Origin of the sequence: Streptomyces sp. NPDC000348 (assembly GCF_042898795.1) — a bacterium.
GTDB lineage: Bacteria > Actinomycetota > Actinomycetes > Streptomycetales > Streptomycetaceae > Streptomyces.
Map to the genome: position 1 here is coordinate 105,286 of NZ_JBIAZD010000008.1, position 13,660 is coordinate 118,945.

14 protein-coding genes and 1 tRNA gene are annotated in these 13,660 nt (G+C 72.2%); 14 read left to right on the forward strand and 1 reads right to left on the reverse strand.

The window, feature by feature from the left end; genetic code table 11:
• Positions 1 to 421 precede the first annotated feature (421 nt).
• The 5 genes from ACFY3N_RS17645 to ACFY3N_RS17665 all read left to right on the forward strand — a co-directional run bounded on the left by ACFY3N_RS17645 (position 422) and on the right by ACFY3N_RS17665 (position 4,707).
• Positions 422 to 2,854, forward strand: coding sequence for a nitrate- and nitrite sensing domain-containing protein (locus tag ACFY3N_RS17645; protein ID WP_390817586.1), 2,433 nt, complete (start codon positions 422 to 424; stop codon positions 2,852 to 2,854).
• Positions 2,851 to 3,291 (forward strand): roadblock/LC7 domain-containing protein, encoded by a 441-nt coding sequence (locus ACFY3N_RS17650; protein WP_390817587.1) that lies wholly within the window; start codon positions 2,851 to 2,853, stop codon positions 3,289 to 3,291. Before ACFY3N_RS17645 ends, ACFY3N_RS17650 begins: the two co-directional genes overlap by 4 nt.
• Positions 3,288 to 3,686, forward strand: coding sequence for a DUF742 domain-containing protein (locus ACFY3N_RS17655; protein ID WP_390817588.1), 399 nt, complete (start codon positions 3,288 to 3,290; stop codon positions 3,684 to 3,686). Before ACFY3N_RS17650 ends, ACFY3N_RS17655 begins: the two co-directional genes overlap by 4 nt.
• Positions 3,667 to 4,257, forward strand: coding sequence for an ATP/GTP-binding protein (locus tag ACFY3N_RS17660; RefSeq protein ID WP_390817589.1), 591 nt, complete (start codon positions 3,667 to 3,669; stop codon positions 4,255 to 4,257). Before ACFY3N_RS17655 ends, ACFY3N_RS17660 begins: the two co-directional genes overlap by 20 nt.
• Before the next feature lie 87 nt (positions 4,258 to 4,344).
• Positions 4,345 to 4,707 carry a cupin domain-containing protein gene (locus tag ACFY3N_RS17665; RefSeq protein WP_390817590.1) on the forward strand — a complete coding sequence of 121 codons (363 nt, stop codon included), beginning with the start codon at positions 4,345 to 4,347 and terminating at the stop codon, positions 4,705 to 4,707.
• A gap of 94 nt (positions 4,708 to 4,801) precedes the next feature.
• Here the strand turns inward: ACFY3N_RS17665 and ACFY3N_RS17670 are convergent, their stop codons facing one another.
• Entirely contained in the window at positions 4,802 to 6,010 is a 1,209-nt protein-coding gene (locus tag ACFY3N_RS17670; protein ID WP_390817591.1) for a S8 family peptidase, read from the reverse strand.
• A gap of 224 nt (positions 6,011 to 6,234) precedes the next feature.
• On the opposite strand from ACFY3N_RS17670, the gene ACFY3N_RS17675 reads away from it, so the two are divergent.
• The 9 genes from ACFY3N_RS17675 (at position 6,235) to ACFY3N_RS17715 (ending at position 13,654) form a co-directional block, all read left to right on the forward strand.
• Entirely contained in the window at positions 6,235 to 6,819 is a 585-nt protein-coding gene (locus tag ACFY3N_RS17675; protein ID WP_390817592.1) for a helix-turn-helix domain-containing protein, read from the forward strand.
• Complete coding sequence (locus ACFY3N_RS17680; RefSeq protein ID WP_390817593.1) at positions 6,816 to 7,361, forward strand: GNAT family N-acetyltransferase; 546 nt, start codon at positions 6,816 to 6,818, stop codon at positions 7,359 to 7,361. The genes ACFY3N_RS17675 and ACFY3N_RS17680 overlap by 4 nt, the downstream gene beginning before the upstream one ends.
• Before the next feature lie 30 nt (positions 7,362 to 7,391).
• On the forward strand, positions 7,392 to 7,751 hold the full coding sequence (locus ACFY3N_RS17685; protein ID WP_390817594.1) for an MmcQ/YjbR family DNA-binding protein: 360 nt from the start codon (positions 7,392 to 7,394) through the stop codon (positions 7,749 to 7,751).
• Between the two features lie 380 nt (positions 7,752 to 8,131).
• Positions 8,132 to 9,088, forward strand: a complete 957-nt coding sequence (locus ACFY3N_RS17690) for a GlxA family transcriptional regulator (RefSeq protein WP_390817595.1) — start codon at positions 8,132 to 8,134, stop codon at positions 9,086 to 9,088.
• 105 nt (positions 9,089 to 9,193) lie between these two features.
• The gene (gap, locus tag ACFY3N_RS17695; protein ID WP_390817596.1) at positions 9,194 to 10,192 is read left to right on the forward strand and encodes a type I glyceraldehyde-3-phosphate dehydrogenase; all 999 of its coding nucleotides are present in this window, start codon (positions 9,194 to 9,196) and stop codon (positions 10,190 to 10,192) included.
• A 155-nt stretch (positions 10,193 to 10,347) separates the two neighbouring features.
• Positions 10,348 to 10,421 (forward strand) — tRNA-Pro (locus tag ACFY3N_RS17700).
• 202 nt (positions 10,422 to 10,623) lie between these two features.
• Positions 10,624 to 11,907 (forward strand): ABC transporter substrate-binding protein, encoded by a 1,284-nt coding sequence (locus tag ACFY3N_RS17705; protein WP_390817597.1) that lies wholly within the window; start codon positions 10,624 to 10,626, stop codon positions 11,905 to 11,907.
• Positions 11,904 to 12,821, forward strand: coding sequence for a carbohydrate ABC transporter permease (locus ACFY3N_RS17710; RefSeq protein ID WP_390817598.1), 918 nt, complete (start codon positions 11,904 to 11,906; stop codon positions 12,819 to 12,821). The genes ACFY3N_RS17705 and ACFY3N_RS17710 overlap by 4 nt, the downstream gene beginning before the upstream one ends.
• A complete protein-coding gene (locus ACFY3N_RS17715; RefSeq protein ID WP_390817599.1) occupies positions 12,821 to 13,654 on the forward strand; it encodes a carbohydrate ABC transporter permease in 834 nt (277 codons plus the stop codon). The genes ACFY3N_RS17710 and ACFY3N_RS17715 overlap by 1 nt, the downstream gene beginning before the upstream one ends.
• The last annotated feature ends 6 nt before the right edge of the window (positions 13,655 to 13,660 follow it).

The window sequence follows — 13,660 nt, forward strand, 5'->3', positions numbered from 1 at the left end:
CCACCGTGACGAGCGCCAGTACGCACCCGCCCACCCCCACGAACGCGATTGCCATGACGTCCCCCTTCCGCCGGGCCTGCGCACCGACTGCCCACAGGCTGCCCCGTCCTCCGGTGACCCGAAGCGCCTTTTGAGCAAGACCGGAGCTTCGGCGCGGCCACGACCCGCCCGGAGCCCCCGGACCGGCGGGAACGGCCCGACGGCACCCGCGGGTCGGCCGGCCGTGGTGACGAGAACACCGTGATCGGATTTCCCGTTACGGGGTGACAGGTCCGTTTCGGCAGGCCGCGTTCACTTGCGCCGTCGAATGTGTTTTCGGCCTTCGAGCACTGTATGGCTAATATCAAGCCACCAACCGCTACTGTCTGGCGCGTTCTCGTCACAGGTGCGGCTGACCGGTGACGAGGAGAGTGGCCTGCGGGTGAGCGGATCGAACAGGAACGGACGGCGCGGAACGGACAGTGCGCGGGCCGGCCGTCGATGGAGGGGCGCGACGGACAAGCGGTCGCGGGCGGCCGGCGAGCGGCGCCTGCCGCTGCGCACGGTGCTGCTGGTGCTGCTGCTCGTGCCGAGCGTGGCCCTGGTCTCGCTGTGGGGCCTGGCCACCTACGGACTGGGCAACGAGTACCGGGTGCAGTCCGCCCAGCAAGAGCTGAAGACGGCCGTGGGCCCGCGCAACGCGGCCCTGTTCAACGCCCTGCAACAGGAACGGCGGCTGACCCAGGAGGTGCTGGTCTCGTCCCGGGCGTCCCGGACCGAGCTGAACCGGCAGCGCACGGTCACCGACCGGGCCCTGCGGGCCTTCCGGCCGCTGGCCTCCGTGGACACCAGCGACGGCCAGCAGGGCCTGGCCGCCGCGATCGCCCGGACCGTGCGGGTGACCGACCGGCTCGCGCAGGAGCGCCGCGCGGTGGACACGGGGACCGCCGACGAGGACCGGGCGTTCACCTACTACACCGAGGCCATCGAAGCCGGCACCGAGATCTTCGCGGCGATCTCCCGCGGTTCCAACGGTGAGGTGACCGGCCTGTCCCAGGTCCTGTTCGACCTGAACGGGGCCAGGGACATGATCGGCCGCGAGGACGCGGTGCTGGCTCGCGGCTGGGCCTCGGGCCGGCTGTCCGCCGAGGACTACGACCTGATCGTCGACGCCGTCGGCACCCACGAGTACCTGCTCAAGTCGCGTGTGGTGCCGAACCTCGGCCCCGAGGAGAGCCGGCTCTACACGGCGATGACCGAGAGCGAGGAGTGGAGGACGCGGGTCGCGCTGGAGGAGCGGCTGCAGGCCGCCGACGGTGAGGGCGTCGCGCTGTCGTCGGCGCGCGCCGAGGAGTGGCGGACCGCGGCCGACGGCTCGGTCGCCCGTCTCGAGCAGCTCATCGGCGCGCACAGCCAGATCACCAACGCCGCCGGCGCCGACGCCGTGCGGCAGCTGAAGGTGTACCTGTACGTCATGTCCGCCCTGGGCCTGCTCGCCGTCGTCCTGGTCCTGGTGATGACCTGGCGGCTGACCACGCTCCTGCGCCGGCGCGTGCTGGCCGTGCACGGCCAGGCGCAGGACCTGGAACAGCGGCTGCCGCAGGTGGTCACCCGGCTCGAACACGGCGAGGACGTGGACGTGGACGCCGAGGTCCCGGAACTGTCCCCGGCCGCGGACGAGTTCGGCGAGCTGAGCCGGGCGCTGAACCTGGCCAGCCGCACCGCGGTGCACACCGCGGTGCGCCAGGCGGAGCAGCACCGCGGCTTCGAGCGGCTGCTCCAGCGCATCGCGCGCCGCACCCAACTCCTGATCGGCCTGCAGCTGAAGAAGCTGGACGAACTGGAGCGCCGGCACGAGGACCCGCAACTGCTGGAAGGCCTGTTCGACCTGGACCACCTCACCGCCCGGCTGCGCCGCTACGAGGAGAACCTGGTGATCCTCGCGGGCGGCCAGCCCCGGCGCCGCTGGCGCAAACCGGTGCCGCTGCTGGACGTCCTGCGCGCCGCGCAGGGCGAGGTCCAGGACTACCGGCGCATCGAGATCGACGTCGAGGGCCGGCCGTGGATCTCCGAGCGGGCGGTGGGACCGCTGATCCACGTCCTGGCCGAGCTGATGGAGAACGCGACCGCGTTCTCCAAGCCGCCGGCTCCGGTCGAGATCAAGGCGACGCCGGTCAGCCGGGGTGTCGCGATCGAGATAGAGGACCGCGGACTGGGCATGGAGGTTGGGCAGTACGAGGCCGTCAACGCCCTGATGCAGGCGCCCCCGCAGATGGACGTGATGACCCGCGCCGACGACGTGCGCCTGGGCCTGTACGTGGTGGCCCGCCTGTCGGCGAGCCTGGGCCTGCAGGTGGAACTGCGGCCGTCGGCGTTCGGCGGCACCCGCGTCATCGTCCTCGTCCCGCGTGACCTCGTGGCAGAACGGCCCCGATCGGTGCCGGACGCGGCCGACGGTCCGTCGCCGGACGACGTCGGCACCCCCTCCCTCCAGCCGCGCCGGCCCGCCGGTCCCCGTCCCGCGGACGACACCCCCCGCGCGGACGCCCCGGACGACCTGCCGGTGCGGTCGCGGGGACGGGCGATGGCCGACGCCACCGCACCGGTACCGGCCCCCGCGGATCCGCCGGACCCGCGGACCGGACCCGCACCGCTGCCCCGCCGGACGCGTCAGGCCAGCCTGGTGGCCGAGCTGCGCGCACCGGCACCGCAGGAGCCCCCGGCCTCCCCGGCCCCGTCCAGTGCCCCCGCCCGCTCCGGTGCCACCGTCGGCGCCTTCCAGCGGCAGTCCCGCAAGAACCGCGGCGTCGGCGCGCGGCCGTCCGCGCCCAGCACCGACCAGTCCGAACCGTCCACGAGGGAAGACCGAGGATGACTCAGCGAACCACCGCCACCGACGCAGACCTGGACTGGCTCCTCGACGGACTGGTCGACCAGGTGGCCGGTACCCGGCACGCCGTCGTGCTGTCCGACGACGGCCTGGTGATCAGCCGCTCGAAAACCGTCGAGCGCTCCGACGCCGAGCGCCTGGCCGCGATCGCCACCGGTCAGCAGAGCCTGGCCCGCGGCGTCGGACAGCTCTTCCAGGGCGGCCCGGTCCACCAGGTCATCGTCGAGCTGGCCGACCTGTGGCTGTTCGTCACCGCGGCCGGCCGGGGCACCCATCTGGCCGTGGTCGCCTCCCAGGAGGTCGACGCCGAGGTGATGGCGGTCGCCATGCACACCCTGGTCCAGCAGGTGGGCCAGAAACTGGGCACCGACGCACGCACCCCGCAGTCCGACCCGCCCCCGCCCGCCGGGGCCGGCGCATGAGGCACTGGACGGAGGACCTGGAGGACGACGCCGACGAACCGCTGGTCCGCCCCTACACCATCACCGGCGGCCGTACCACCGCCGGCCGTGACGACCTGACCCTGATCACCCTGATCACGGTACGGACCGTGTCCGGTACGGACACCGCGGCCGGCCGGCAGGCACTGCAGCCGGAACACCGCACCGTCCTGCGCCTGTGCGCGCGCAGGCCCGTCGCGGTGGCCGAGATCGCCGCCGAGCTGGACCTGCCGGTGTCGGTGACCAAGATCCTCATCGGCGACCTGATCGACGCCGGCCGGGTACGCGCCCGGCCACCCCTGTCCTTCGCGCACAACGGCACCCTCCCCGACATGACGATCCTTGAGGCGGTGAGAGATGGGCTCCGCGGGCTCTGATCCGGCACAGACGGCCCAGGCCGTGAAGATCCTGATCGCCGGCGGCTTCGGCGTGGGCAAGACCACCCTGGTCGGCTCGGTCAGCGAGGTCGCCCCCCTGCACACCGAGGAATACCTGACCCGTGCCAGCGTCGGCGTGGACGACCTGGTCGGCATCGACGGCAAGACCACCACCACCGTCGCCCTGGACTTCGGGCGCATCACCATCAGTGACGAACTGGTGGTCTACCTGTTCGGGACCCCCGGCCAGGAACGCTTCTGGTTCATGTGGAACGACCTGGTGCTCGGAGCCCTGGGGGCAGTGGTCCTGGTCGACACCCGCCGCCTGGAGGTCAGCTTCGCCTCCATCGACTTCTTCGAGAGCCGTGGTGTCCCGTTCGTGGTCGCGGTCAACTGCTTCCACAACGTCCGCGACCGCACGCTCGAGGAGGTCCGCGCCGCCCTGGACCTGGACCCGCAGGTCCCCCTGGTGATGTGCGACGCACGCGAACGGGCCGAAGGCCGGGACGTCCTGCTCACCCTGATCGAACACCTCATGGCCCGCAGCGCCGCGTCCCGGCCGGCCGTGTGATCCCCTGCCCGTGCCCCTCCTCCCGGAGCACGGGACGGCCCCGGTTCCCCGCCGTGACGGGAGGGTGACACGGCGCAGACCGGTGGCATGCGCAGGTTCGCGGCCGTGAGCGGGCGGACGGTGGGCTCCGAGAAGCTGTGGATGGGCCAGACCCACGTCGCTCCCGCGACCTCCTCCTCCGACCACCACCACGGGGAGTCGGAGACGGCCATCTACGTGGTCGGCGGCCACCCCGAGTCCGTGTTCCTGGACGACTCGGGCGGCCGTACCGAGGAGGTGCGGCTGCGCACGTCCCCGGGCGACTACATCTTCGTCCCGCCGTTCGTCCCGCACCGGGAGGAGAACCCCGATCCCGCCGAGGAGGCGGTGATGGTCATCGCCCGCAGCACCCAGGAGGCGATCGTGGTGAACCTGCCCCGGCTGTACGCGCTTCCGGCCGAGGACGCCTGACCGGCGCCGGTGTGCCCCGGAGGACGGTCCGTCCTCCGGGGCACCGCGGTTCAGGTCCGGTGGTTCACGCCGGCACCGCCGGGCCGGGCAGCCGTCACGGTACGAGCTTCAGCAGCCGGTTGGGCGAACCCGTGCCGGCGCCGGTCACCTTGCCGGTGGTCGCGCCGTTCACCAGGGCCGAGGCGACCTGGGCCGGGGTGGCGGAGGTGTGGCCGGCCAGATAGACCGCCGCCGCTCCGGCGACGTGCGGGGTCGCCATCGAGGTGCCGGAGATGGTGTTGGTCGCGGTGTCGCCGGTGTGCCAGCCGGCCGTGATCGAGGAGCCCGGGGCGAAGATGTCCAGCACCGAGCCGTAGTTGGAGTAGCTCGCCCTGGCGTCCGTGCTGGTCGTGGCGCCCACGGTGATGGCCTCGGTGACCCGGGCCGGGGAGTGCGAGGAGGCGTTGGCGCTGCTGTTGCCCGCGGCGACCGCGTACGTGACGCCGCTCGCGATGGAGTTGCGGACCGCGGTGTCCAGGGTGGTGGACGCGCCGCCGCCGAGCGAGAGGTTGGCGACCGAGGGGCCGGAGTGGTTCTTCGTCACCCAGTCGATGCCGGCGATGACCCCGGCGGTGGTCCCGGACCCGTTGTTGTCCAGCACCCGTACGGCGACGATCTTCGCCTTCTTGGCCACGCCGTAGGTGGATCCGGCGATGGTGGTGGCCACGTGGGTGCCGTGACCGTTGCCGTCGGAGGCGGTGGTGTCGCCGTCCACGGCGTCGTAACCGTAACTGGCACGACCGCTGATCTGCTGGTGGGTGATGCGGACACCTGTGTCGATGACATAGGCCGTGACACCACTGCCCGCGCTGTCCGGGTAGGTGTAGGTACCCGACAGCGGGAGCGAGGCCTGGTCGATGCGGTCCAGACCCCACGGCGCGCTGGACTGCGTGGTGTCGGCGACGCTCACCCGCTGGTTCTGCTCCACGGAGGCCACCGCCGGGTCGGCGGCCAGGCGCCTGGCCTCGGTGGCGGAGAGGGCGGCGGTGTAGCCGTTCAGCGCGCTGCCGAACGTCTTCCGCACGCTGCCGCCGTACCGCTCGACCAGGTCCTCGCCGGCGGCCGAGGACGCCTTGAACCCGGCGGCCTTCTTCAGCGTCACGATGTAACTGTCCTTGACCGCGGTCGCGGAGCCGGCGGCGAGCACCGTGCCCTCGGCGGGGGCGGCCTGGACGGGAGTCGACGTGAGCCCGCCGGCCAGGGCGGCCGTCGCGGCACCGGCGATCGCCGCGAACCGTATTCTCTTGCTGCGCAGTCGTGCCATTACGAGGGAATCCTCCTCTAGGCGGCGCGCCTGGGTGGGGCGCGCTTCTGTGGGGGCGGGCGCGCACGATCACGCACCCCTGCCGGGAGCGTTGCGTTCCGCTCCCGGCCGCAAGCAAGACTCATCCATGACTCCCTTGAAAAACAAGGGAGTTGAAAGCTTGTCAACAATTCCGTCATGAACACGACACATGAGAATCTCGAATGTGGGATAGTGTCCCGGATATGAGAAACGAGAAGGCCGGGGTCGAGCCGGACCCCGTCGACGTCCGGCTCGGTGCGCGACTGGCCGCACTCAGGGCCGAGCACGGCTGGTCCCTCGGAGAGCTGGCCGGACGCAGCGGGATCAGCCGCTCCACCCTGTCCCGGGCCGAACGGGCGGAGACCAGCCCCACCGCCTCCCTGCTCAACCGGCTGTGCGCGGTATACGGGCGGACTATGTCCCAGCTGCTCAGCGAGATCGAGGCGGAGCCCGCCCCGGTGGTGCGGGCCGCCGACCAGCCGGTGTGGGAGGACGGCGCCTCCGGCTTCGTGCGCCGGTCCGTGTCCCCGCCGCACGGCGGACTGCGCGGCGAACTCGTCGAGGGCCGGCTCGTCGCCGGCGCGGACATCGCCTACGACCGGCCACCCGTGCCCGGCCTGGAGCAGCACATCTGGGTGCTGGAGGGAGCCCTCACCGTGACGGACCGGGACGTCGAGCACCGGCTCGGCGGCGGCGACTGCCTCAGGCTCCGCGTCTGGGGGCCGACCCGGTTCCGCTGCCCCGGTCCCGAAGCCGTGCGCTACGCCCTGGCGGTGGTGCGGCCGTGAACGTCGTCCCGCTGGATTCGGCTCGACTGACGGAACGGGCGGCGGAGTTGGCCGATCTGCTGGCCGACACGGTGGACGGCGGCGCCTCCGTCGGCTTCCTCGCCCCGCTCGACCGCGCGGAGGCGGCCGCCTGGTGGAGGGAACGGTCCGCGGCCGTCGCCGCCGGCCGGCTCGCGGTCTGGGTGGCGCACGAGGAACCCGCGGGAGTGCTGGGCACCGTGAGCCTCGCCCTTCCCGACAAGCCCAACAGCGCCCACCGCGCCGAACTGGTGAAGCTGATGGTGCGCCGTGACGCCCGCGGCCGGGGTCTCGGCCGGAGGCTGCTGACCGTCGCGGAGGAGGCGGCCGCCGCGCGCGGCATCACCCTGCTGCACCTGGACACCGAGACCGGCAGCCCGGCCGAGCACCTCTACCGCTCCTCCGGCTGGACCCCGGTCGGGGCCATCCCCGACTACGCGGCGGACCCCGCCGGGGTGCTGCGGCCGACGACGATCTACTACAAGCGCCCGGGAGCGGGCCCCGCGCCGGCCACCACCGGGTGAGTGTCAGTACCTGCCGCTACGGTGCCTGCCATGCCGGATGCCGAAGACGTACGACGGATCGCCCTGTCCCTGCCGGAGACCACGGAGAAGGTCGCCTGGAGCATGCCCACGTTCCGGGTCGCGGGGAAGATGTTCGCCACCCTGCCCGAGGACGAGACCTCCATAGCCGTGCGCTGCCCCAAGGAGGAGCGCGACGAACTGGCCCTCGCCGAACCGGAGAAGTTCTGGATCGCCGGCCACGAGGCACAGTTCGCCTGGGTCAGGGTCCGCCTCGCCGCCCTGGAGGACGAGGGCGAACTGCGCGACATCCTCGCCGACTCCTGGCGCCAGGCGGCCCAGCCTCGGCTCCTCGAGGCGCACCCCCGGCTGGGTCTGCCGCCCGCGGACTGAGGACCGCCCGGGCGTCGCCGGCGCCCCGTGGCGCGAGCCGTACGCCGCCGCCCGGGCCGCCGCCTCGGCGGCACGGCGGATCGCCGCGCGGCAGCGGGCCGGGGCCCCGCCGGACTCAGGGACCGGTCACGAGGACGTGTGCGGCGGCCGGCGCGCGGAGTCCGGCGGCCACCGGCCGGCACACCGCCGGGCGACGGCCTCACGACCGCGCCGGGCCGGACTCCGGCGTGCCGCGGGGTGCGAGCCCGGCCGTGGCGCGCGGGGCGCCCGCCCGCGGTGCCGGCGCCGCGGGCGAGGGGGCGTCGACGGTCCGGCCGGCGCCGTCCGCCCGGTCCGCGCGGTGGGCGTGCCGAGGCCACGCCCCACGTACCCTCTCTCCCGTGTCAGCCCCACGCCTTCGTCGCGTCGCCGTCCTGATCCTCGAGGGTGCGAAGCCGCTCGATGTCGGCATTCCCGCCCAGGTGTTCACGACCCGCGCGAGCATGCCGTACGAGGTACGGGTGTGCGGAGCCGTACCCGGCTCCGTCACCGGCGGCGACGGCCTGTCGTACTACGTCGCGCACGGCCTGGACGCGCTCGCGTGGGCCGACATCGTCTTCATCCCCGGCCACCGGTTCCCGGACCGCGACGACCCGCCACGGGCAGTCGTCGACGCGCTGATCGCCGTGCACGCCCGGGGCACGCGGCTCGCCGCCATCTCCACGGGCGCCTTCGCGCTCGCCGCCACGGGGCTGCTCGACGGCAGGCGGGCCACGACGCACTGGCACTACACGCGGGCGCTGGCGGCGAAGTACCCGCTCGTCCGGGTCGACGAGAACGTCCTGTTCGTCGACGAGGGCAGCGTGCTGACCTCGGCCGGCGCCGCGTCGGGCATCGACCTCTGCCTGCACATCCTGCGCGGCGACCTCGGAGTGGCCGCGTCCAACCACGCGGCCCGCCGCCTGGTCGCGGCCCCCTACCGCAGCGGCGGTCAGGCACAGTACGTGCCGCGCAGCGTGCCCGAACCGCTCGGCGAGCGGTTCGCCACCACCCGCGAGTGGGCGCTGCACCGCCTCGGTGAACCCCTCACCCTGGAGGTGCTCGCCCGGCACGCGGCGGTCTCGCCGCGTACGCTGTCGCGGCGCTTCGTCGAGGACACGGGCTACACGCCGATGCAGTGGGTCATGCGCGCCCGCGTCGACATGGCCCGCGAACTGCTCGAGCGGTCGCAGCGGAGCGTCGAACGGATCGCCGCCGACGTCGGCCTCGGCACCGGCGCCAATCTGCGGCTGCACTTCCAGCGCATCCTCGGCACCACGCCGAGCGAGTACCGGCGGACCTTCGCCCGGGGCGAGTAGCCCTTCCGGGCAGGTGGCACGATCCTTTCGAACCGTGGCGATCACGCCGCTGTCAGGGGCGGACGCCGCACGCGACGCTGGTGGCGAACCGAAGGGACACCACTCATGACTCGCATCGCGATCAACGGATTCGGCCGCATCGGACGCAACGTGCTGCGCGCACTGCTCGAACGCGACAGCGACCTCGACATCGTCGCCGTCAACGACCTCACGGAGCCCGCCGCCCTCGCCCGGCTGCTCGCCTACGACACGACGGCCGGCCGGCTCGGCCGCCCGGTGGACGTCGACGGGGACGCCCTCGTCGTCGACGGCCGCCGCATCACGGTGCTCGCCGAGCGCGAACCGGCACGGCTGCCCTGGGCCGAACTCGGCGTGGACATCGTGCTCGAGGCGACCGGCCGCTTCACCTCGGCCGGGGCCGCCCGTGCCCACCTCGCCGCCGGCGCGAAGAAGGTGCTCGTCGGCGCACCGTCGGAGGGCGCCGACGTCACCCTGGCATTCGGTGTCAACACCGACGCGTACGACCCGGCCGCGCACACCGTCGTCTCGAACGCCTCCTGCACGACCAACGCGCTCGCGCCGCTGGCCGCGGTGCTCGACGAACTCGCCGGCATCGAGCACGGCTTCATGACGACGGTGCACGCCTACACGCAGGAGCAGAACCTGCAGGACGGCCCGCACCGCGATGCCCGCCGCGCCCGCGCCGCCGCCGTCAACATCGTGCCGACCACCACGGGTGCCGCGAAGGCGATCGGACTCGTGCTGCCGAACCTCGACGGCAAGCTGTCGGGCGACTCGATCCGGGTGCCCGTCCCCGTGGGCTCGATCGTCGAACTCAACACGACCGTCGCCCGTGAGGTGACGCGCGACGAGGTGCTGGCGGCGTACCGCGCCGCGGCGCAGGGGCCGCTCGCCGGTGTCCTCGAGTACTCGGACGACCCGCTGGTGTCGTCCGACATCACGGGCAATCCGGCGTCGTCGATCTTCGACTCGGCCCTCACCCGCGTCGACGGCCGTCACGTCAAGGTGGTCGCCTGGTACGACAACGAGTGGGGCTTCTCGAACCGCGTGATCGACACCCTCGAGTTCCTCGCCGCCCGCTGACCGGGCACCGGAGGGGACGCCCCCGGCCGGCGGTGCCCGGGACGCGTGCCCCGGGAGCCGCCCTCCGCCCGTAAACGCGCGCGCGATCACCGCCCCGAGTGCGGTATGGTTTCCCTGCACGTCCGGCCGGGTGAATCCCCAGGTCAGACGGGCAACGGGACGTGGCGCAGCTTGGTAGCGCACTTGACTGGGGGTCAAGGGGTCGCAGGTTCAAATCCTGTCGTCCCGACTTGCTGAACAGCAGGCCGGAGGCCGCATCGGGAACACCGATGCGGCCTCTTCGGTGTTCCCGCCCTCGCGCCGACCGCCATGGGTGATTTCTTGCCGGATGTCCTTGATGTCACCCTATGTTCTGTTTAATGTTCGCCGGGTAGGCGCCACCGCGGGAGCGGACACCCGCGCCGCGATCCCGGAAGCGAGGTGGGGAGCCCGTGCACGCGAGGCGCGGACGGACCGGAAGGCCGCGACGGACGCGGGCGCTGGTCGCGCTGACCCTGCTGGCATCGACGCTCGCCGCCTGCGGCGGCGACGAGGACACCTCGCGCCCCACCCTCAACTGGTACAACTTCCCCGACGACTCCGGCGCCCTGCAGAAGGCCGCCGACCGCTGCAGCCGGGCGTCCGGCGGCCGCTACCGCATCAGCTACAACAAACTGCCCCGGGCCGCCGACGGCCAGCGCCAGCAGATGGTGCGCCGGCTCGCCGCCGAGGACGACTCCCTGGACATCCTGGGACTGGACGTCACCTGGGCCGCCGAGTTCGCCGAGGCCCGCTGGATCCGGGAGTGGACCGGCGAGGCGAAGCGGCGGGCCACCGAGGGCACGCTCCGCGTCCCCCTGCAGACGGCCACCTGGAAGGGCAGGCTGTACGCCGTCCCGTACAACACCAACACCCAGCTCCTGTGGTACCGCGAGGACCTGGTGCCCACCCCGCCCAGGACCTGGTCCGAGCTGCTGGACATGTCCCGCGACCTCGCCCGGCAGGGCAGACCGCACTACGCGGAGATCCAGGGCGCCCAGTACGAGGGCCTCACCGTCTGGTTCAACTCGCTGGTCAACAGCGCGGGCGGCACCGTCCTGAACCCGGGCGCCACCGAGCCCTCCCTCGGCCCGCCCGCCGTACGGGCCGCCTCGATCATGCGGGAACTCGCCGGCTCCCCGGCCGCCGACCCCTCCCTGCCCAACCAGATGGAGGACCAGAACCGTCTGGCCATGGAGTCGGGCGTGGCGGCCTTCGAGCTCAACTACCCGTTCGTCTATCCGTCGATGAAGGCGAACAACCCGCGGTTGTTCGAGGACTTCCGCTGGGCGCCCTACCCCCGCGTCGACGCCGACCGCCCCGCCCGCCCCACCATCGGCGGCATCGACCTCGCCGTCAGCGCCTACTCCCGCCACCCCGGCCTCGCCTTCGAGGCGGCCCTGTGCCTGCGCGACCGGGAGAACCAGCTCACCGCCGCGCTCGAGGGCGGACTGCCGCCCACCCTGCGCGCCCTGTACGACGAGCCGGCCTTCATGAAGGAGTACCCCTTCTCGAAGGAGGTGCTGGCCGCCCTGGAATCGGCGAGCGTACGGCCGCTCACCCCCGCCTACCAGAACGTGTCGATCGCCGTCTCCCACACCCTGTCCCCGCCGTCGCGGATCGAGCCCGAGAGCGCGGTCGACACCATCGGGGAGCAGATCGACCAGGCCCTGCGATCCGAGGGTGTGATCCCGTGAGCACGACGACGGAGCCGGTGAAGGGCGGGAAGGTCCTTTCCGCCGGCGCCCGGCAGGAGCGCCGCCTGGGCTGGCTGCTGTGCGCACCGGCCGTCCTCGTCATGACCGCCGTGACCGCCTACCCCATCGGCTACGCGGTCTACCTGTCCCTCCAGCGCTACGACCTGCGCTTCCCGGCACGGGCCGAGTTCGTGGGCCTGAGCAACTACGGCGCGGTGCTGTCCTCCCCGTTCTGGTGGGACGCCTTCTGGGTCACGGTGTTCCTCACCGCCGTGTCCGTGGCCGTCGAGCTCGTCCTCGGCATGGGCCTCGCCCTGGTGATGCACCGCACGCTCCTCCTGCGCGGCACGGTGCGCACCGCGGTCCTCGTCCCGTACGGCATCGTCACGGTCGTCGCCGCCTTCTCCTGGCAGTACGCCTGGACCCCCGAACTCGGCTACCTCGCCGAGCTGCTGCCCAGCGGCGCCGCCCCGCTCACCGAACAGTGGCCCGCGCTCTGGCTGATCGTCCTCGCCGAGGTGTGGAAGACCACCCCGTTCATGGCGCTGCTCCTGCTGGCCGGCCTCGCCCTCGTCCCGGAGGAGACCCTCAAGGCCGCCATGGTCGACGGCGCCACCCCCTGGCAGCGGTTCACCAAGGTCATGCTGCCGCTGATGAAACCCGCCATCCTGGTCGCCCTGCTCTTCCGCACCCTGGACGCGTTCCGGATCTTCGACAACATCTACGTCCTGACCTCGGGCGCCCAGGGCACCGGTTCCCTGTCGATCCTCGGCTACGACAACCTGTTCACCGCGCTGAACCTGGGCATCGGGTCGGCGATCTCGGTCCTGATCTTCCTCTGCGTCGGGATCATCGCCTTCACCTTCGTCAAGCTCTTCGGCGCCGCCGCACCCGGCGCGGAGGTGAAGCGCTGATGGCCGCCGTGGGCACGTCGCACGCCACCCGGTGGGGCGTCGTCAACGTCGTGGTGGTGCTGTACGCCCTGTTCCCGGTGTGGTGGATCGCCGCGCTGTCGTTCAAGGACCCCGGCACCCTCACCGACGGCAACTACATCCCGCGGGACTGGACCTGGGAGAACTACCGGGGCATCTTCGAGACCTCCGAGTTCACCCGTGCGCTGGTCAACTCGATCGGCATCGCCCTGATCGCCACCGTGATCGCGGTGATCCTCGGCACCATGGCCGCCTACGCGGTGGCCCGGCTGCGGTTCCCCGGCAAACGGCTGCTGATCGGCATGTCGCTCCTCATCGCCATGTTCCCGCCGATCTCCCTGGTGTCCCCGCTGTTCAACATCGAGCGGATCATCGGGATCTTCGACACCTGGCTCGGCCTGATCATCCCGTACATGACCTTCTCGCTGCCGCTGGCGATCTACACCCTGTCGGCGTTCTTCCGGGAGATCCCCTGGGACCTGGAGAAGGCCGCCAAGGTGGACGGGGCCACGCCCGCACAGGCCTTCCGGCTGGTCATCGTGCCGCTCGCCGCGCCCGGCGTGTTCACCACCGCCATCCTCGTGTTCATCTTCTGCTGGAACGACTTCCTGTTCGCGATCTCGCTGACCTCCACCGAGTCCGCGCGCACGGTCCCCGCCGCGATCGCGTTCTTCACGGGCAGCTCGCAGTTCCAGCAGCCCACCGGGTCGATCGCCGCCGCCGCCGTGGTGATCACCGTCCCGATCATCATCTTCGTCCTGCTCTTCCAGCGGCGGATCGTCGCCGGACTGACCTCCGGGGCGGTCAAGGGATGAGCGTGA

Coding starts and splice junctions, on each gene's coding strand:
- ACFY3N_RS17650 (WP_390817587.1), top strand. CDS start 2,851: ATGACTCAGCGAACCACCGCCACCGACGCAGACCTGGACTGGCTCCTC.
- ACFY3N_RS17655 (WP_390817588.1), top strand. CDS start 3,288: ATGAGGCACTGGACGGAGGACCTGGAGGACGACGCCGACGAACCGCTG.
- ACFY3N_RS17660 (WP_390817589.1), top strand. CDS start 3,667: ATGGGCTCCGCGGGCTCTGATCCGGCACAGACGGCCCAGGCCGTGAAG.
- ACFY3N_RS17665 (WP_390817590.1), top strand. CDS start 4,345: ATGCGCAGGTTCGCGGCCGTGAGCGGGCGGACGGTGGGCTCCGAGAAG.
- ACFY3N_RS17670 (WP_390817591.1), bottom strand. CDS start 6,010: ATGGCACGACTGCGCAGCAAGAGAATACGGTTCGCGGCGATCGCCGGT.
- ACFY3N_RS17675 (WP_390817592.1), top strand. CDS start 6,235: ATGAGAAACGAGAAGGCCGGGGTCGAGCCGGACCCCGTCGACGTCCGG.
- ACFY3N_RS17685 (WP_390817594.1), top strand. CDS start 7,392: ATGCCGGATGCCGAAGACGTACGACGGATCGCCCTGTCCCTGCCGGAG.
- gap (WP_390817596.1), top strand. CDS start 9,194: ATGACTCGCATCGCGATCAACGGATTCGGCCGCATCGGACGCAACGTG.
- ACFY3N_RS17715 (WP_390817599.1), top strand. CDS start 12,821: ATGGCCGCCGTGGGCACGTCGCACGCCACCCGGTGGGGCGTCGTCAAC.